This window comes from Flavobacterium beibuense F44-8 (assembly GCF_000769915.1).
GTDB lineage: Bacteria > Bacteroidota > Bacteroidia > Flavobacteriales > Flavobacteriaceae > Flavobacterium > Flavobacterium beibuense.
Map to the genome: position 1 here is coordinate 253,246 of NZ_JRLV01000004.1, position 17,659 is coordinate 270,904.

The window sequence follows — 17,659 nt, forward strand, 5'->3', positions numbered from 1 at the left end:
CGCATTTCATGTCGGGAATAAAACAAATACTGAATTTTGTTTTTATCCTGTGTATTATTAGCTGTAATAGCGATAGTAGCAGTGATGGCAGCAGTTCTTCAGGAGATATTAATGAAATTTCCATTATCATTGACGATAAACTGTGGAACGGTGATGTAGGCGACAGCCTGCGAAAAAAACTGGCTGCTCCCGTTGAAGGCCTTACACAGGAAGAACCTCTGTTTACCCTTAATCAGTACAATGAAAATATTTTTGACGGAGGACTTACCAAGGGGCGTAATATTATTGTAATTGATAGAGACAGTATAAATTCCTTTAAGTTCAAAACAAACAGGTACTGTTCTCCTCAAAACATATTTACCATAAAAGGGCAAACTGCCGAAGAATTACTTTTCCTAATAGAGATTCATACTGATGAGATTGTTAGGAAAATAAGGGAAACCGAAATTAATGAAAACCAAAAAAGGAATGCCAAAACAGGATTGGTAAACCACGGTGTTTTTGAAAAATTCGGGATATGTATTAATGTTCCCACAAGCTATAATTTTGCCATGAACAGGCATGATTTTCTTTGGCTAAAAAAAGATACTCCCGGCGGGAATACCAGTATTTTAATATACAGGGTACCCGCTACTGTTATAGAGCACGACAAAACCATTTTGAATAATATTATCCAAATGAGGGATTCTATAGGCAGGAAGTATATTCATGGTTTGGAAAAGAATACCTACATGATTACAGAAGAGGCTTATTCCCCTTACTTTTTTACTACAAGCTACAAAAACAGAATGCTGTTTGAAACCCGCGGTAACTGGGAAATGGAAAACGAATTTATGTCGGGTCCGTTTATAAACTATGCCGTTAGGGATAATGTTAAAAATGATTATTTTATAATCGAAGGGTTTGTATATAGCCCGTCTACTCCAAAAAGGGATTTGATTGTGGAACTGGAGTCTATAATCAGGTCTGCCGAATTTCTATGAAGCCAATATTCAAAATAAAGCGATTTAACGAGCTTTCTCTTTCTGAACTATACGAATCCCTGCAATTGCGTAGCGAAGTGTTTGTAGTGGAACAAAACTGCGTATATCAGGATGTAGATGGTAAAGACACAAAGGCAATTCATGTTTTAGGTATGTTTGATAATACTGTTGTGGCTTATGCCCGTTTGTTTGCACCAGGTGATTATTTTGAAAATGCCTCAATAGGAAGGGTTGTAATAAGCGAAAAATACCGCGACCGTAAATGGGGTCATGATTTGATAAAAGAATCATTACAGGCCATAAAAACACACTATAATGCAAAAGGGGTAACTATCTCTGCACAGCTATACCTTAAAAAGTTTTATGAATCGCACGGGTTTATACAACAGGGGGAAGGCTATCTTGAAGACGGCATTCCCCATATTGAGATGAATTTATCTTTTGTTTAGGTTTATACCTTTGTGATAAGGAATTCCACACGGCGGTCAAATTCTGATCCTTTACCTAAAGATTTAGTGTTTCCATAACCTTTATAGGTCATTCTCCTTGCCGGAATTTTTTTAGACACAAGATATTTGTAAACCGCATAGGCACGGTTTTTAGACAATTCCCTTTTTTTGGTATCTTTATCTATAGCTTCCTTTTGGAAAGTTGGTGTACAGCAAACATGTCCCTGTATTTCAAACTGAAGGTTTTTGTATTTGTGCAGTATGCGTGCTATTTTGTCCAGCTCTTTACGGGTGGAAAGTTTAAGTTTGCTACTACCACGATCAAAAAGAATGTTGCGTAAAATTATCCTGTCTCCCACAACCATTTCCGGTTTAATAGCGTCATAAACTCCGGGATCTAACGGAGGAGGGGGTAACGGTTTAAAGTTTACCAGTACATCCACACGTCTGTTTTTAGAACGCGCTTCCGATACGTTATCTATATCCTCTTCAAGTAAAATCCTACCGCGACCTTCAATGGTAACGATAATCTTGTTTTTTATGCCTTTTGAAACGAGTTTGTCTTTAATAGTGTTAGCACGGTTGTTAGACAATTTGTAGTTGTATTCGTCTTTACCACGGTCGTCACAGTACCCAAAAATCTGGATGCTTTCCACACGTGTAGTATCTAATGCTGTAATAAAGCTAACCACATCGTTGGCCTGCTTTTCATCGAGGTTAAACTTATCAAATTCAAAGTAAACTGAATGCACAAGCTCTTCCTGTGAAAATGATGTTTTGGGTAATAATAGTAATAGTAAGATGCAGATAAAAGGTTTCATTTGTAAATTTTAGTTAGGATCATCAACTCTTGTCAGATGCAAATCCTCAGGCGGGTGAATTACAATAGGGAACTGCTCTACTTTTACCGAACTGTTGTCCAGCCCGAAAGCACGCCCTTCTGTAAGGCTCACCTTTTTAAGGATAAAGTATATGTCAAGAATAATTCTTTCATACCAAGGCAAATCGTTGTCATAAGACAGGAACTTCTCGATAATCACAAACTTAAAATCACCAATTACATTGTTACGGTTAAGGGACTCATAACGGCTGGTAATATCTACCTCTCCGTTTTTCACCATGTCTTTTACAACGTTCTTAAACATAAGGTTAACCCTTGGCGCCACACGGAAACCAAGATAAAAGTCAACCCTTATCACATCGTCCTTCATTATTTCCCTAACACGATAATCCATACGGTAAGGTTCGTCTACCACGTTTACGTGAACAAACCAGTAAATATCGGCGCGTTTAGGGCGTTTTTGTAATATCGAATAAATAATTTTCGATTCAATCTCATCGCTAAACTGAGCATTGGTTAAGTATACCAGGTGGGTTGCATATTTTGGTATGGACTTGTCATTACTCAGGTCAGCCAATACGCTTTTGTAATTATCAATTTTCGTGAATTCTGTGTATTCACTACGTATCTTTTTAGCGGTAAACCAAACTGCCATTATAGTGGAAAGCAGTCCGGCAATTATGAGTGATACGTAACCTCCGTGTGTAAACTTACTGATATTAGCAATAAAAAACGAAATTTCTATTGAAAAATATACCATTACGGTAAACAGTATCAGTAAAGGGTTGTAACGTTTCATTACCATATAGTAACCTAATAGGGTAGTAGTCATTATCATACAAAGTACAATGGCCAAACCATATGCAGCTTCCATATTGCCCGACTCCCTAAAGTGCAGTACCACAAACACACAGCCCAAAAACAACAACCAGTTTACCGATGGTATATATAGTTGCCCTCTTAGTTCTGTAGGGAATTTAACCGATACTTTAGGCCAGAAGTTTAGGCGCATAGCCTCACTTATAAGCGTAAACGATCCGCTAATTAATGCCTGAGACGCGATAACCGCAGCCGATGTGGCAATAGCGATACCAACAGGTACAAACCAGTCTGGCATTAGTAAATAGAACGGGTTACCAGGGTTGGAATTATGACTTAACTGAGAAAGTGTTTTACCCGAATGTGATATTAGGTAAGCTCCCTGCCCGAAATAATTTAAAACCAGCATACTTTTTACAAAGCCCCAGCTTATCCTGATGTTACTGCGTCCGCAGTGCCCCATGTCACTGTAGAGTGCTTCGGCTCCTGTGGTACAAAGGAAAACAAAGCCCAGCACATAAAAGCCTTCATGGTGTATACTTAGCAGGTGTATGGCATAGTAAGGGTTTAATGCTTTTAGTACCGCGATGTTAGATACCAGTGGGATTATACCCAGTATACCCAGCATACCAAACCATATTAGCATCATTGGACCAAAGAATTTACCAACCAGTTTGGTTCCAAAGCGCTGAATAGCAAATAATATAAAAAGAATACCTATAACGATAGGTACTGTATCGATGTCCGGATTGTAAATGCGAAGTCCTTCAATGGCTGAAGAAACCGAGATGGGAGGTGTGATAATACCATCGGCAAGCAGGGCACTACCCCCAATGATGGCCGGTACAATAAGCCCGCGTTTCTTTAATCGTTTTACAAGTGTGTATAATGAGAAAATCCCACCTTCCCCTTTGTTATCTGCCTGTAGGGTAAGTATAACATATTTTACCGTGGTTTGCAGTGTAAGTGTCCAGAATATACAGGATAAGGCCCCAAGCACCACGTCTTCCTGTATAGGCAGTTCGCCCATTATGGCTTTCATTACATACAGGGGTGACGTACCTATATCTCCGTAAATAATACCTAAAGTAACTATTAGTCCGCCTAAGGTTACTTTGTTTAAATGTTTGTGACTACTGCTCACGATAACAATAAATTAAAACCGCAAAGGTATACGTTTTTATAAAAATCGATAAAGGTATGTGGGATATTTAACCTAAAAAAAATCCCCATACGGTTAAGTATGAGGATTTTCAAGCTTTTATTTGGAAAGAATTTTATTATACTCGGCTGAATTATTGAGTAAATCAGTAGCTTTTTTAATCTCCGGATTGCTCGTGGTGTAGTATTTATAAAGACCTTCTTTGTATTGATATCTTGTTATAATATCGTCTATAATTAGCTTTTTGATCTCTTCCTTGTTCTGGTCAAGTTCCTTTTCTTCACTCTTTTTAAGAGCGGCAAGTAACTGGTTGTATTCGGCAGCGATAGTCTCGTCTACCTTTTCTTTTTTAGCTATTTCCAGTGTTGCTTTTAGTGATTTTTCGGTTTCGGTATCAAAATCAAAATTAGTTGTTTTTAAAAACTGTTTGAATCCGTTATAGTCGGCATCACTAAATGTTGGTATTGCAGTACCCTGATTAGGGTGCTTGTAGTAATAATCAGTTACATAATTAAAAATAGCATCATTACGTTGCAGGGCATCGGCAATAGAGCTTTGTTTGCTTTCTTCCATAACTACATCAGGTAATATACCGCCACCATCATAAACCGTACGCCCATTGCGTGTTTTAAAGGCATTGTAATCTTTTTGGTCTATTCTTATGGCCTTACCATCGGCATCTTTATGGGTGTAATCAAGCGCCTGTATACCACGACCTGATGGCGTATAGTAACGTGAAATGGTAACCTTTACCTGAGTCCCGTAAGTAAGTTCAAGCGGACGCTGAACCAAACCTTTACCAAAACTCCTGCTACCTACAACAACAGCACGGTCCAGATCCTGAAGAGCTCCCGAAACAATTTCTGAAGCCGAGGCACTTTTACCGTTTACTATAACCACAAGCGGAATCTCGGTATCAATAGGAGTACGCTGCGTTTTGTATACGTTATTGTATTTTTCGTTTTTAGACTTAGTGGTTACAATAGTTTCATCTTTAGGAAGGAACAGGTTACAAATGTTTACTGCTTCGCCTAATAATCCCCCCGGGTTACCCCTAAGGTCAAGAATGATTTTTGTGGCTCCCTGTTTTTTAAGATCAAGTAGTGCCTCTTTAGTTTCCGACGATGCTTTTGCATTAAACTGAGAAAGTACAATATATCCGGTTGTAGCATTTACCATTGCATAGTAAGGCACAGCATTAAGGTCTACTTCAGTAAGTATCAGTTTTGTGCTTAATGTTTTACCCTGACGCAGGTATTTAATATCTATGCTTGTATTTTTTGTTCCTTTTAAAAGTTCTCCGGCATCTTCTTTAAAATCAACAAGGTTTACATCGCCAATCTGGATAATTTCATCTCCCGCTTTAAGTCCGGCTTTATCGGCAGGGTAGTCCTTGTAAGGTTCTTTTATTATAAGTCTTCCCTCTTTACGTGTAATAAGTGCACCAATACCGGTATATTCACCAGTGTTATTTATTTTAAATTTGGCCACATCCTGTTCGTTAAAATAAACGGTGTATGGGTCAAGGTCTGCCAGCATGTTTTTTATGGCAATATCCATAAGTTCGCCGGGGTTGGTCTCGTCTACATAGTTAACGTTAACCGTTTTAAACAGGGTGGTAAATATTTCTATTTGCTTTGCGATTTCAAAGAAATCGTTTTTAAAGCTTGCCCCAACAAACAGAAAAGCAACTGCAACTACCGGGATAACATATTTTCTTTTTAGTTTGGATAGCATGATATTATTGTTTTTTTCTTTTGATTCGTCTTCTGATTAAAATAAACACAATTACGAAAATAAGGATAAAAGGCCAAATTTGGATTAAACCGATAAAGAAACTTGAAAGTGAGTTAAATCCCGATTTTAGTGCATTGCCCAGTTTTGTGCCATATGATACCGTGGCACCCTGCTTTTCGGCAACTGTTTTGTAAAACTGAATGTAAATTGTACTGTATGAAACCTGGTTTTCCAAATACTGTAAACGGGCCTGTTTTGATTCGATTTCCTCACGTATTTCAGAGAGTTCCTTTTCTATTTCCAACATTTCCGAAACTTTATTGGCTTTTTTAAGCAGCTCCAAATAGCGTTCTTCCAGCGCTTTTTTAGTTTTTATGCGGGATTGAGTATCAATATACTCTTCGGTAACGTCGCGGGATGAAATTTCTTTTCTGTCAAAGTAAGATACCCCTTTACTGATTTCGTCTATAAAATTGTCAAACGATTCGTTAGGTACTCTTATGGTAAGGTTGCGGCTTACCGTGTTGTATTCATTTCTTTCTTCATCACTCTGTACCTGTCCATTAAATTTACCAATAGCCTGTTTTATATTGCCGGCAGTAGTTTCAAGGTTTTGTGTTTCAAAACGAAGGGTAGCGGTTTTAATGATTTTCGCTTCAGTTTCAACGGTTCTGGCTTCATCTCCCTCTATAGACTTATATTTGATTTCATAAGCCGGAGAAGTTTCTTCCACCGCAATAGCATCATCATATAATATCATATTGTCTACGCCTTCAACAGATTTTTTACATGAAATAAGTAAGGCGACAAGACTAAAAGCAAAAAGAAATTTTTTCATAAGTAAAGGTGTTTTTTGTTAAAAACGCAAAAACCTTTACGAATATTACAAAATGTTAAAAAACAGTTTATTGCGCCGTAATCTGAGCTATGAATTTTTCAAACAGCTGTACCGTTTTGGTGTTTATTTCCTCAAAAGATAAACGGTCTTTAGTTTGGTACATCAGCATATAGGCATAAGGTTGTGGCTGATTTTCAAGCAACAGTTGTTTATTGTGGCGGTAAGTTTCGCGAAGTAAGCGTTTAAAATAATTTCTGTCTACAGCCTTTTTAAAATGCCTTTTTGAAACCGAAACGCCAATTTTTATTGGCCCGGGTTCATTTTCGGGAAGGGGTACATAAACTAAGCGTAAAGGGTATTTTGAAACCGAACGCCCCTCTGCAAACATCAGGTCTATCGTGTTCCTGCTTTTTAATTTTTCCTCTCTAGGATATGTAAACTTCCCTTTTTCCATAAGTGGGGCAAAGGTACATTTTTTTAAAACAGCTTCAGTTTATCTGTAATTAAGAAAATTTTCTTAATATTGTAACAGAAAAAAATACATTATTATGGTTTCTGATCGATTAAAACAGTACATAGAAGCTAAGGGAGTTAGTTACTATGCCTTTGAAAATAGTATAGATGTGAGCCGCGGGAGTATTTCCAAAGCAGTAAAGGACTCCAAGAGTATTGGCTCTAACGTACTTGAAAAAATTCTTTCAGTATATCCTGATCTTAATCCGTCGTGGTTATTAACGGGTGAAGGAGATATGTTTAATAATGATGTTGAGGTTGTAACACCGGATACCGTAAAAACGTACCGACTTAAAACCGACAGGAATATTGAATCGCAGCAAATACCATTGTATGATCTTGAGGCTGTTGCGGGTCTTGTTCCGTTATTCAGCAACAATAAGGCATTAACGCCGGCCGACCATATTTCCATACCCCACCTCCCTAAGTGTGACGGAGCAATTTATGTTACCGGAGACAGTATGTACCCACTGCTTAAAAGCGGAGATATTGTTTTATACAAGGAAGTTAATGATATGGTTAACGGTATTTTTTGGGGCGAAATGTACCTGATAAGTATTGATATGGACGGTGAAGAGTACATTACCGTGAAATATATACAACGCTCTCAGGAACCGGGTATGGTAAAACTGGTTAGCGAAAACAGGCACCATCAGGAAAAAGAAGTTGAGCTTTCAAAAATCAGGGCATTGGCTTTGGTTAAGGCTTCTATCAGGATGAATGCCATGAACTAATATCCTACAAAAAATCCACACCTTCCTTCTACATTTTTACCCGTTTTTCCCCAATATTTTTTTATTTGGGGTTTAAATGTTTTTTGCTTAAATCACTGTAAAACAGTAGGTTTTATATTTTTTTCCTGATTTAAGGATTAAGGCATTATACTTGTTTTTAAAATAGTAATACCGAGAGGTATTGCAACACTTACTGAAACCAGAATTTAAAATGGCTTAACCAGCTAAAAACCATAAAACCGTAACACACTTTTGGTTAATTGGTTTTTAGTGCCTATATATATTTATACAGAAGCAGTGTTTTTTGATTCTATTTTATCTGTTTCAAAAAACCTCCGGGCTTAATTTCTCCGGAGGTTTTTTTGTTATCATGAAAAAGCCCTGCAAATGCAGGGCTTTCTTATATTATTGCTTTACATAAATGTTGTTTTCCTTATTTATGTCGGCCATGAGCTCCATAGGGTCTATCATAATCACCTTTATAGCCGATTTAGGCTTGTTTATGGTGAATTGGTAGGTTGTATGTGCCCAGTCCCAGTTTGCAAGCACTGTGCGCTTTAAATTAGCGTACGGATTGTCTTTTTGGTAATGCATTAAGCTAAGCGGTACATAGTACGTTTCCTGAGTACCGTCTTCATAAACTACAATAAGGTCCAGTGGCATTGGCATCATACCTATGCGCTCCAGTGTAACTGTTGTAGAATTAGTACTGTCACTAATATCTTTAATACTGTAATCAATAGTATTTGTGGTTTGGCACCAGTCGGTTAAATACCAGTCCAGTTCAGCCCCCGATACTTTCTCTGCCGTACGGATAATATCCAGCGGAGTAGGGTGGGTAAACTTATAATCATAGTAGTAACGCTTAATGGTTTTCATTAGGTTTTCCTGACCTATAACATCTATAAGCTGCGTAAGGAAAATAGTCCCTTTACTATAAGCCGATATACCGTAAAGCATATTAAGTGAATACCTGTCGGCATGTGTAGTTAAAGGCTGTTCTTTACCTGTAGAAACCATATAGAAATAGTTGCTGTAGGCATCAGTCCAGGGATGAGACTGTTTTTCTTTTTTGTCGTTAGGCAACACGGTTTCCATAGCAAGATCACTAATGAAAGAAGTAAAGCCTTCATCCATCCATTCGTGCTTAGACTCGTTAGAGGCTAAAATATGCTGGAACCATGAGTGAGCAAATTCATGAGCCGTTACACCTACAAGGCTACCGTAGCTGCGGTTACCTGTAATCAGTGTACACATGGCATATTCCATACCACCGTCGCCACCCTGAACAACAGAGTATTGTTTGTACGGATAAGGACCTATGTTTTCGTTATAAAACGCCAGAAGCTCGGCTGTTTTAGGCTGAAGCTTTTTCCAGTTTTCGTTGTACTCCGGGTTGTCTTTGTAGAAGAAATGCAGTTCTACACCGTTTGGTCCTATAATTTTGTCGTGTATGTAATCTTTATCGGCACCCCATGCAAAATCGTGTACCATTGGTGCTACAAAATGCCAGGTAAGGGTTTTGGTTTTTCTTGGGTGTTTAACTTTTACACCTTCATCTTCATAACCTTTACCAATTTCATTTTTGTTTTGCAGGTAGCCTGTTCCGCCAATGGTGTAGTCTTTGTCAATAGTAATTTTTACGTCAAAATCACCCCAAACACCGTGAAACTCACGACCAATGTATGGATCTGCATGCCATCCTTCAAAATCGTATTCGGCAATTTTTGGATACCATTGTGTCATGGAAAGGGCTACACCTTCGGTTGAATTTCTTCCTGAACGGCGTACCTGTTCGGGCACCTGTCCTTCAAAACTCAAATTAAAAGTGGTTGATTTTCCGGGTAGTATAGGAGTCGCTAAATCTACTTCCAGTACAGTACCCGCAACAATAGTTTTAGCATCTAAACCATCCTGCTTGAAATTAGATATGTTTAGGAAACCTATCTGATCTGGGGTTAGGATGCTAATACGACTTTCCTTAATGGTTTCTTCACCTCTTTTAAAGCTTTTTACCATCCTTCCGTCAGGGTCGGCAATAGTTTGCAGCCTGGCATCCATTTCACTTCCCGGCTGGAAAGCATTGTTGTATAAATGATAAAATACGCGGCGAAGCGTATCGGGAGAGTTGTTAGTATAAACAAGTTCCTGTGTTCCGGTATAGCGGTAGGTTTTTACGTCCATGGAAACGTCCATTTTGTAATCTACGTGCTGTTGCCAGTAACCCGGGTTAGGGTTGTTGTTTTGGGCAAATAAACCCGAAACGGCAAAAAGTGCAAATAATACTGATTTTTTCATGGGCTTAAAATAAAAAATGGAAGGGAATTTCCCTTCCATTTATCTGATTTATATGAAAATTATTTTCCTCTTGAAATCTGATCGGCCATTATCAGGGCGTTGTAAGCATTTACAATTTTACCTGATTTTGAAGCCTCACTGAACATGATTACTTTTTGATCTTCACCTTCACCTACCTGTACCTGCATATTTGGAGCTAAACCAGAATCCATAAGGATGTGCTTAACCTGTGAAGCAGAAAGTTTAGGGTAGTAAGCACGTATAAGTGCAGCTACACCGGCAGCATTTGGAGATGCCATTGATGTACCCTGTAGGAATTCATAATGATTATCCGGAGTTGTTGCATAAATTCTCATACCCGGGCTAAATACGTCTACGTTATTTTTACCGTAGTTGGAGAAAGGAGCTACTAAACCTTTTTCTGTAAGTTTGTTGTTAAGGGCACCAATACAGATAAAGTTATCTGAAAACTCAGGTCCTGTAACCATGTTATCGTTAGGGTAACGCTCTACACCTCCGTTTTTGTCAAGGTAAGCACCTTCGTTACCTGCAGCACAAACAATAAGAACATCTTTTTCTCCTGCATATTTAATTGCATCATATACCCACTCACTGTGTGTAGAGAAGTATTTACCAAAACTACCGTTGATTACTTTAGCACCATTGTCTACAGCATAACGAATAGCAAGTGCAACATCTTTATCATACTCATCACCATCCGGCACGGCTCTTACAGCCATAATTTCTACAACATCGCTGGCAACACCGTCACCACCAATACCGTTGTTTCTTACCTGAGCGATGATACCCGAAACGTGTGTACCGTGTTTAGCACCGTCTTTATCAGGGCCAATTACATTGTTATTACCGTAGCCTCTTGAATTGAAATCGTCAGGATTGTCGCCCAGAATTTCACGAGCGTTGTATTTTAGGTTAAGGTGGTATTCAATTTCATTTGTGTAGTGCTCTACACCAGAGTTAACTTCTTTAGCAAGTTCTTCTCTTGAAATCTGAGCCAGAATCATTACAAACTGACTTCTAACACTGGTTAGGCTAGGGTCTTTTAAGTCAAGCGCTTTAAGGTCTTCGGCTGTATAGTTTTCCTTACCTGTAAGTTCCTGGAATTTTTTATCGGCTTTCAGGATGAAGTCCATTTGCATTTTGCCTGCAAGTGCCTGGTTGTATTCTTCATCATATTTAGCTTTTGCTCTTTTGTAAGTTTCAGAACCATCGTCACCTTTTTTAAGGATCCTGATGAACTCCATGTTTTCATGGTTAATGTCACCTAAAAAGTTCCATCCGTGAATATCGTCAATGTATCCGTTGTTATCGTCATCAATACCGTTTCCGGCAATTTCTTTAGGGTTGGTCCATATAACCCCTTGTAAGTCAGGGTGCTCAATATCTACACCAGAATCTACTACACCAACAATAATTTTGGTAGCTTTTCTCCCTTGTAAAAGAGTACTGTAAGCTCTGTCTACACTCATTCCCGGAATGGTATCGGTAAACAGGTCTAAATGACTCCAACGTTCTTCTTGTGTATCAGTAAGGTCAGCTTTCTTAGCTGTGATAGTAGTGTTGATGGCAAGTGGAGTTGCCGTAATTTTTTTAGATGAACCACAGCTTGCCAGAAATAAAGCCAGGGCAGCTGACAGGTAAATTGACTTGAACTTCATAATTCGTTTTATTTAATTTTTTAAATAGGTCTAATGTATCCTGATTTTGTTACACAAAAATCCCGATTAACATTAAATTAGTATATCACTACACTTGTATACATCTTTCAGGCGCACACCTTTTTCAGTATGCTGTACTGTAATTATTTCATTGTGAGCATCGTGCTCTAAAAATAAATAATAACCGTTATCGGCAGCGGCATTCATAAATTTAGACTTTTCGTCCAGCGTTAATAGCGGGCGGGTATCATAACCCATAACATACGGTAACGGTATATGACCCGCAGTAGGAAGCAAATCGGCCATGAAAACAATGGTTTTGCCGTTATAGTTTATATGCGGAATCATTTGTTTTTCGGTATGTCCGTCTGCAAAAAAGATACCAAAGCCCAGCTCACATTGGTCTAAATAGTCACCTTTAGGGCGGTTAATAAACTTAAGCTGTCCGCTTTCCTGCATAGGGATAATATTTTCTTTAAGGAAAGAAGCCTTTTCACGGGCATTAGGTTTTGTAGCCCATTCCCAGTGATTGTCGTTTGTCCAGAAGTTAGCATTTTTAAAGGCAACCTCATATCCGGTACGTTCCTTATTCCACTGTACGCTTCCGCCACAATGGTCAAAATGAAGGTGTGTCATAAACACATCGGTAATGTCATCTCTGTGAAAGCCATATTTTGCAAGGGACTTGTCTATGCTGTGATCTCCCCAAAGCGAGTAGTAGCCAAAAAACTTTTCGTTTTGCTTATTTCCCATCCCTGTATCTATCAAAATCAGCCTGTTGCCGTCTTCAATTAAAAGGCATCTTGCAGCAATATCAATAAGATTGTTGGCATCTGCCGGGTTTGTCCTGTTCCATATCGTTTTAGGAACAACGCCAAACATAGCCCCTCCGTCAAGCTTAAAATTGCCACTTTCTATTGGGTATAATTTCATTGTATTGAGTTTAGAGGTGCCAAATTACTAATTTAAGCCCACATATCATTATAAGTATTGCTTATAATGCAATAAGGAGAAAAAGGTTATCTGCTATTGCAATCTGTAAAAATGGTGGTATCTTTGCACTAAATTTAGATTAAATGTAAATTGTTGAATTATGATAAAAGTTTCTGACACAGCAAGAAAGAAAGTCGCAAGCCTTATGGAAGACGAGGGATTTGATGCTGCTACCGATTATGTGAGGGTAGGCGTTAAAAGTGGCGGATGCTCTGGGCTTTCATACGATTTAAAGTTTGACAAAGAGCTTGGAGAGAATGACAAAGTGTTTGAGGATAACAATATAAAAATTGCCGTAGATAAAAAAAGTTTCCTGTATTTAGCAGGTACAATCCTGGAATATTCGGGAGGATTAAACGGTAAAGGATTTGTATTTAATAATCCAAATGCAAGCAGAACCTGCGGTTGCGGGGAAAGTTTTTCGCTTTAATTATTATGTTTCAGGTTTCAGGTTACACATTGAATCCTGAAAAATGACAACGTAAACGAATTTAGAATATATAGGTATTTCAGTAATGTTTCGGTATACTATGTACCGGTAACTTTCCACCTGAAACGAAACAAACGATGAGTAAGTACACAGAAGAAGAATTAAAAATCGAACTCGAGAACAAGGAGTATGAGTACGGTTTTTATACGGATATAGAATCAGATACGTTCCCTAACGGGCTAAACGAGGACATTGTTCGTGCTATTTCCTTAAAAAAGGAAGAGCCGGAATGGATGACCGAATGGCGACTTGAAGCTTTTAGAGCATGGGAACAGATGATTGAGCCGGAATGGGCTAACGTACACTATGAGAAACCTAAATTCCAGGATATATCATACTATTCGGCACCAATGAAAAAGCCGAAATATAACAGTCTTGATGAGGTAGATCCTGAACTTTTGGATACGTTCAAGAAACTGGGAATCTCATTAGATGAGCAAAAAAAGCTGGCAGGTGTTGCGGTCGATATCGTGATGGACTCGGTATCTGTTGCTACTACCTTTAAGCAAACACTTGCTGAGAAAGGTATTATTTTCTGCTCTATATCTGAGGCGATTAAGGAGCACCCTGAGTTGGTTAAGAAATATCTTGGTACTGTAGTGCCGCAAAAAGACAATTTCTATGCAGCGCTTAACTCTGCCGTATTCTCAGACGGTTCTTTTTGTTATATACCAAAAGGGGTAAGATGCCCTATGGAACTTTCTACTTACTTCAGGATTAATCAGGCCGGTACCGGTCAGTTTGAGCGTACACTTGTTGTGGCAGACGAAGGAAGTTATGTAAGTTACCTTGAAGGATGTACAGCACCATCGCGCGATGAAAATCAGCTGCACGCTGCTGTAGTAGAGCTTATTGCTCTTGATGATGCCGAGATTAAATATTCTACTGTACAAAACTGGTTCCCTGGTGATAAAACCGGTAAAGGTGGGGTTTACAACTTTGTAACTAAACGCGGACTTTGTGAGAGGAACGCTAAAATTTCATGGACACAGGTTGAAACAGGATCTGCAGTTACATGGAAATACCCAAGTTGTGTGCTTAAAGGTGATAACTCGGTAGGGGAGTTTTACTCTATTGCCGTTACAAATAACTATCAGCAGGCCGATACAGGTACTAAAATGATTCACTTAGGGAAAAACACTAAGAGTACTATTATATCTAAAGGTATTTCGGCTGGTAAATCACAAAACAGTTACCGTGGTTTAGTACAAATAGCTTCGAGAGCAGAAAACGCAAGGAACTTCTCTCAGTGTGACTCATTACTTATGGGTAACAGCTGTGGTGCACATACATTCCCGTATATCGAATCTAAAAACACCAGTGCACAAATAGAGCACGAGGCTACAACAAGTAAAATTGGTGAAGATCAGGTGTTTTACTGTAACCAAAGGGGAATCCCTACAGAGAAAGCTATTGCACTTATTGTAAACGGATTTAGTAAGGAAGTTTTAAACAAGCTGCCTATGGAGTTTGCTGTAGAAGCTCAAAAACTTCTGGAAATCAGTCTTGAAGGTTCTGTAGGTTAATCAATTATTAAAAAATACACCATTATATATTTTTATGTTATCAATAAAGAATTTACACGCAAGTGTTGAAGATAAAGAGATTTTAAAAGGTATAAACCTTGAAGTTAAAGCAGGAGAGGTTCATGCTATAATGGGGCCTAACGGTTCTGGTAAAAGTACGCTTTCTTCTGTTATCGCAGGTAAAGAGGACTATGAGGTAACCGATGGGGAAATTGTTCTTGAAGGAGAAGATATAGGAGAGTTGGCACCTGAAGAGAGAGCACACAAAGGTGTTTTCCTTTCTTTCCAGTATCCGGTAGAGATTCCGGGAGTTTCTGTAACTAACTTTATGAAAACGGCAATCAACGAGAGCCGTAAAGCTAAAGGTTTAGAGGAGATGCCGGCTAACGAAATGCTGAAGTTAATCCGCGAGAAATCAGAATTATTAGAAATAGACAGGAAGTTTTTATCACGTTCGTTAAACGAAGGTTTCTCGGGTGGTGAGAAAAAACGTAATGAGATATTCCAGATGGCTATGCTTGAACCAAAGCTGGCTATTCTTGACGAAACCGACTCTGGTCTTGATATCGATGCACTTCGTATCGTAGCAAATGGTGTGAACAAATTGCGCAGTAAAGACAACGCTGTAATTGTAATTACTCACTACCAAAGGCTGCTTGACTATATTGTTCCTGATTATGTTCACGTACTTTATAACGGTAAGATTGTAAAATCAGGAGGTAAAGAGCTTGCTTACGAGCTTGAGGAAAAAGGTTACGACTGGATTAAATCAGAGAATTAATTCGGTCTGAGGTCTAAAGTCTAAAAGTCAAAAGGTTGTTTAATGGCTAAGTTCAGTTCTTTTGAGGAAATTAATTCATGGCAAAAAGCCAGGGTTTTCAACAAAAGGATTTATGAAGTTACCGAAACAAGAGCTTTTAAAAATGATTTTGACCTTGCCAGACAAATAAGAAGGGCTTCGGTTTCCGTTTCATCAAACATTGCAGAAGGCTTTGAGCGAAATACAGATAAAGAATTCATTCATTTTTTATATGTAGCGAAAGGTTCTGCAGGAGAGGTTAGGTCACAGTTGTACTTAGCTTTTGATCTGGAGTATATAGACAGGCAGGTGTTTACAGAATTACTTGTCGAAATAGGAGAAATATCCAAGCTGCTTAGCGGCTTTATAAAATATCTGAATAAATAAAGTACAAAGGAGAGGTCTTTATGACTTTCAACTTTATAAACTTTTGACTTAAATGGATTTAAAAGAGAAATTATTATCTTCTTTCATGGCTTTTGAAGAGCGTGTGGATGTAAACGCCGATTTACATAACATACGCACAGAGGCTATAAAGAATTTTGAAAATAAAGGGTTTCCTACCAAAAAGGAAGAAGCGTGGAAATATACTTCGCTTAATGCAGTGCTTAAAAATGACTTTAGCGTATTCCCAAAACAGGAAAATGCATTAAGTTATGCTGAGGTTAAAAAATACTTTCTGCATGAAATAGACACATATAAAGTTGTTTTTATAGATGGTATATTCAGTTCTTTCCTTTCTTCCACTACACACGAAGGTCTTGACGTTTGCCTGATGTCATCGGCATTAACAAAGCCTAAGTATAAGGAAGTAATAGATACTTATTTTAATAAGATTGCCAATAAGGATGAAAGCCTGACTTCATTAAACACAGCATTTGCTCATGAAGGTGCTTTTATCAATATCCCAAAAAATAAGATAGCCGATAAACCTATTGAGATTATCAGTTTCTCTACAGGCAATGAGGCAGCCCTTATGGTACAGCCAAGGAATTTAGTTGTTGTTGGTAAAAACGCACAGGTACAGATTATAGAAAGACACCAAAGCCTTAACAGCAATCCGGTGCTTACTAACGCTGTTACCGAGATTTATGCTCATGAAAATGCTAATGTGGACTATTATAAAATCCAAAATGACGTTTTAACGGCTAATCTTATAGATAATACTTATATTTCACAAAAGCGTGACAGTAACGTGAGTGTTCATACCTTCTCGTTTGGAGGTAACATAACACGTAACAACCTTAATTTCTATCATGAAGGAGAGAATATAGACAGCACACTTAAGGGTATCACAATTATTAGCGGCAAGCAGCACGTAGACCATTACACGCTTGTAAACCACGCTCAGCCAAACTGTGAGAGTCACCAAAACTACAAAGGTATTTTTGACGGAAGTTCTACAGGAGTATTTAACGGTAAGATTTATGTTGAGAAAATTGCTCAGAAAACTGATGCTTTCCAACAGAATAACAACGTACTGTTAAGTGATAAGGCTACTATTAATGCTAAACCACAGCTTGAGATTTTTGCTGACGACGTAAAATGTTCTCACGGATGTACTATTGGTCAGCTTGACGAAGATGCGATGTTCTACATGCAGTCAAGAGGTATTCCTCAAAAGGAAGCCAAAGCTTTATTGATGTACGCATTCTCTAATGAGGTTATTGATAGTATCAGAATTACTGAGCTTAAAAACAGAATCAATAAAATTATAGCAACAAAATTAGGGGTAAACATGGGCTTTGACCTGTAACTACCATCAATTTTATAGTATAAAAAAGCAGCGCCAACAGCG

At 38.3% G+C, this 17,659-nt stretch carries 16 protein-coding genes; 8 read left to right on the forward strand and 8 right to left on the reverse strand.

Annotated elements, in window-relative coordinates:
• Positions 1-8 precede the first annotated feature (8 nt).
• Positions 9-983, forward strand: coding sequence for a DUF4837 family protein (locus tag Q763_RS04805; RefSeq protein WP_035131743.1), 975 nt, complete (start codon positions 9-11; stop codon positions 981-983).
• A complete protein-coding gene (locus tag Q763_RS04810) occupies positions 980-1,432 on the forward strand; it encodes a GNAT family N-acetyltransferase (protein ID WP_035131745.1) in 453 nt (150 codons plus the stop codon). The genes Q763_RS04805 and Q763_RS04810 overlap by 4 nt, the downstream gene beginning before the upstream one ends.
• A gap of 2 nt (positions 1,433-1,434) precedes the next feature.
• On the opposite strand, the gene Q763_RS04815 is transcribed toward Q763_RS04810, so the two are convergent.
• From Q763_RS04815 to rnpA, 5 genes are all read right to left on the reverse strand, one after another.
• Positions 1,435-2,253, reverse strand: coding sequence for an OmpA family protein (locus Q763_RS04815; RefSeq protein ID WP_035131747.1), 819 nt, complete (start codon positions 2,251-2,253; stop codon positions 1,435-1,437).
• 9 nt (positions 2,254-2,262) lie between these two features.
• On the reverse strand, positions 2,263-4,236 hold the full coding sequence (locus Q763_RS04820) for a KUP/HAK/KT family potassium transporter (RefSeq protein ID WP_035131748.1): 1,974 nt from the start codon (positions 4,234-4,236) through the stop codon (positions 2,263-2,265).
• 117 nt (positions 4,237-4,353) lie between these two features.
• A complete protein-coding gene (locus tag Q763_RS04825; RefSeq protein ID WP_035131750.1) occupies positions 4,354-5,991 on the reverse strand; it encodes a S41 family peptidase in 1,638 nt (545 codons plus the stop codon).
• A 4-nt stretch (positions 5,992-5,995) separates the two neighbouring features.
• Positions 5,996-6,829, reverse strand: coding sequence for a DUF4349 domain-containing protein (locus Q763_RS04830; RefSeq protein ID WP_035131752.1), 834 nt, complete (start codon positions 6,827-6,829; stop codon positions 5,996-5,998).
• 67 nt (positions 6,830-6,896) lie between these two features.
• Complete coding sequence (gene rnpA, locus Q763_RS04835) at positions 6,897-7,283, reverse strand: ribonuclease P protein component (protein ID WP_035131753.1); 387 nt, start codon at positions 7,281-7,283, stop codon at positions 6,897-6,899.
• Between the two features lie 94 nt (positions 7,284-7,377).
• On the opposite strand from rnpA, the gene Q763_RS04840 reads away from it, so the two are divergent.
• Positions 7,378-8,076, forward strand: a complete 699-nt coding sequence (locus Q763_RS04840) for a S24 family peptidase (protein ID WP_035131755.1) — start codon at positions 7,378-7,380, stop codon at positions 8,074-8,076.
• A 405-nt stretch (positions 8,077-8,481) separates the two neighbouring features.
• On the opposite strand, the gene Q763_RS04845 is transcribed toward Q763_RS04840, so the two are convergent.
• From Q763_RS04845 to Q763_RS04855, 3 genes are all read right to left on the reverse strand, one after another.
• Complete coding sequence (locus Q763_RS04845; RefSeq protein WP_035131832.1) at positions 8,482-10,374, reverse strand: M1 family metallopeptidase; 1,893 nt, start codon at positions 10,372-10,374, stop codon at positions 8,482-8,484.
• A 59-nt stretch (positions 10,375-10,433) separates the two neighbouring features.
• Positions 10,434-12,053 carry a S8 family peptidase gene (locus tag Q763_RS04850; RefSeq protein WP_035131757.1) on the reverse strand — a complete coding sequence of 540 codons (1,620 nt, stop codon included), beginning with the start codon at positions 12,051-12,053 and terminating at the stop codon, positions 10,434-10,436.
• Between the two features lie 72 nt (positions 12,054-12,125).
• Positions 12,126-12,986 (reverse strand): MBL fold metallo-hydrolase, encoded by an 861-nt coding sequence (locus tag Q763_RS04855; protein ID WP_035131758.1) that lies wholly within the window; start codon positions 12,984-12,986, stop codon positions 12,126-12,128.
• A gap of 160 nt (positions 12,987-13,146) precedes the next feature.
• Between Q763_RS04855 and Q763_RS04860 the strand changes: the two genes are divergently transcribed.
• The 5 genes from Q763_RS04860 (at position 13,147) to sufD (ending at position 17,617) form a co-directional block, all read left to right on the forward strand.
• A complete protein-coding gene (locus Q763_RS04860; protein WP_035131760.1) occupies positions 13,147-13,476 on the forward strand; it encodes a HesB/IscA family protein in 330 nt (109 codons plus the stop codon).
• A gap of 137 nt (positions 13,477-13,613) precedes the next feature.
• The gene (gene sufB, locus Q763_RS04865; RefSeq protein WP_035131762.1) at positions 13,614-15,062 is read left to right on the forward strand and encodes a Fe-S cluster assembly protein SufB; all 1,449 of its coding nucleotides are present in this window, start codon (positions 13,614-13,616) and stop codon (positions 15,060-15,062) included.
• Positions 15,063-15,096: 34 nt separating this feature from the next.
• The gene (gene sufC, locus Q763_RS04870) at positions 15,097-15,843 is read left to right on the forward strand and encodes a Fe-S cluster assembly ATPase SufC (RefSeq protein WP_035131764.1); all 747 of its coding nucleotides are present in this window, start codon (positions 15,097-15,099) and stop codon (positions 15,841-15,843) included.
• A 42-nt stretch (positions 15,844-15,885) separates the two neighbouring features.
• Positions 15,886-16,248, forward strand: a complete 363-nt coding sequence (locus Q763_RS04875; protein ID WP_035131767.1) for a four helix bundle protein — start codon at positions 15,886-15,888, stop codon at positions 16,246-16,248.
• Positions 16,249-16,300: 52 nt separating this feature from the next.
• The gene (gene sufD / locus Q763_RS04880) at positions 16,301-17,617 is read left to right on the forward strand and encodes a Fe-S cluster assembly protein SufD (protein ID WP_035131769.1); all 1,317 of its coding nucleotides are present in this window, start codon (positions 16,301-16,303) and stop codon (positions 17,615-17,617) included.
• The last annotated feature ends 42 nt before the right edge of the window (positions 17,618-17,659 follow it).

Excerpts from the sequence above, each read along its gene's own strand:
- Q763_RS04805 (WP_035131743.1), top strand. The coding sequence starts at position 9 with ATGTCGGGAATAAAACAAATACTGAATTTTGTTTTTATCCTGTGTATT.
- Q763_RS04810 (WP_035131745.1), top strand. The coding sequence starts at position 980 with ATGAAGCCAATATTCAAAATAAAGCGATTTAACGAGCTTTCTCTTTCT.
- Q763_RS04815 (WP_035131747.1), bottom strand. The coding sequence starts at position 2,253 with ATGAAACCTTTTATCTGCATCTTACTATTACTATTATTACCCAAAACA.
- Q763_RS04825 (WP_035131750.1), bottom strand. The coding sequence starts at position 5,991 with ATGCTATCCAAACTAAAAAGAAAATATGTTATCCCGGTAGTTGCAGTT.
- Q763_RS04830 (WP_035131752.1), bottom strand. The coding sequence starts at position 6,829 with ATGAAAAAATTTCTTTTTGCTTTTAGTCTTGTCGCCTTACTTATTTCA.
- rnpA (WP_035131753.1), bottom strand. The coding sequence starts at position 7,283 with ATGGAAAAAGGGAAGTTTACATATCCTAGAGAGGAAAAATTAAAAAGC.
- Q763_RS04840 (WP_035131755.1), top strand. The coding sequence starts at position 7,378 with ATGGTTTCTGATCGATTAAAACAGTACATAGAAGCTAAGGGAGTTAGT.
- Q763_RS04845 (WP_035131832.1), bottom strand. The coding sequence starts at position 10,374 with ATGAAAAAATCAGTATTATTTGCACTTTTTGCCGTTTCGGGTTTATTT.
- Q763_RS04850 (WP_035131757.1), bottom strand. The coding sequence starts at position 12,053 with ATGAAGTTCAAGTCAATTTACCTGTCAGCTGCCCTGGCTTTATTTCTG.
- Q763_RS04855 (WP_035131758.1), bottom strand. The coding sequence starts at position 12,986 with ATGAAATTATACCCAATAGAAAGTGGCAATTTTAAGCTTGACGGAGGG.
- Q763_RS04860 (WP_035131760.1), top strand. The coding sequence starts at position 13,147 with ATGATAAAAGTTTCTGACACAGCAAGAAAGAAAGTCGCAAGCCTTATG.
- sufB (WP_035131762.1), top strand. The coding sequence starts at position 13,614 with ATGAGTAAGTACACAGAAGAAGAATTAAAAATCGAACTCGAGAACAAG.
- sufC (WP_035131764.1), top strand. The coding sequence starts at position 15,097 with ATGTTATCAATAAAGAATTTACACGCAAGTGTTGAAGATAAAGAGATT.
- Q763_RS04875 (WP_035131767.1), top strand. The coding sequence starts at position 15,886 with ATGGCTAAGTTCAGTTCTTTTGAGGAAATTAATTCATGGCAAAAAGCC.
- sufD (WP_035131769.1), top strand. The coding sequence starts at position 16,301 with ATGGATTTAAAAGAGAAATTATTATCTTCTTTCATGGCTTTTGAAGAG.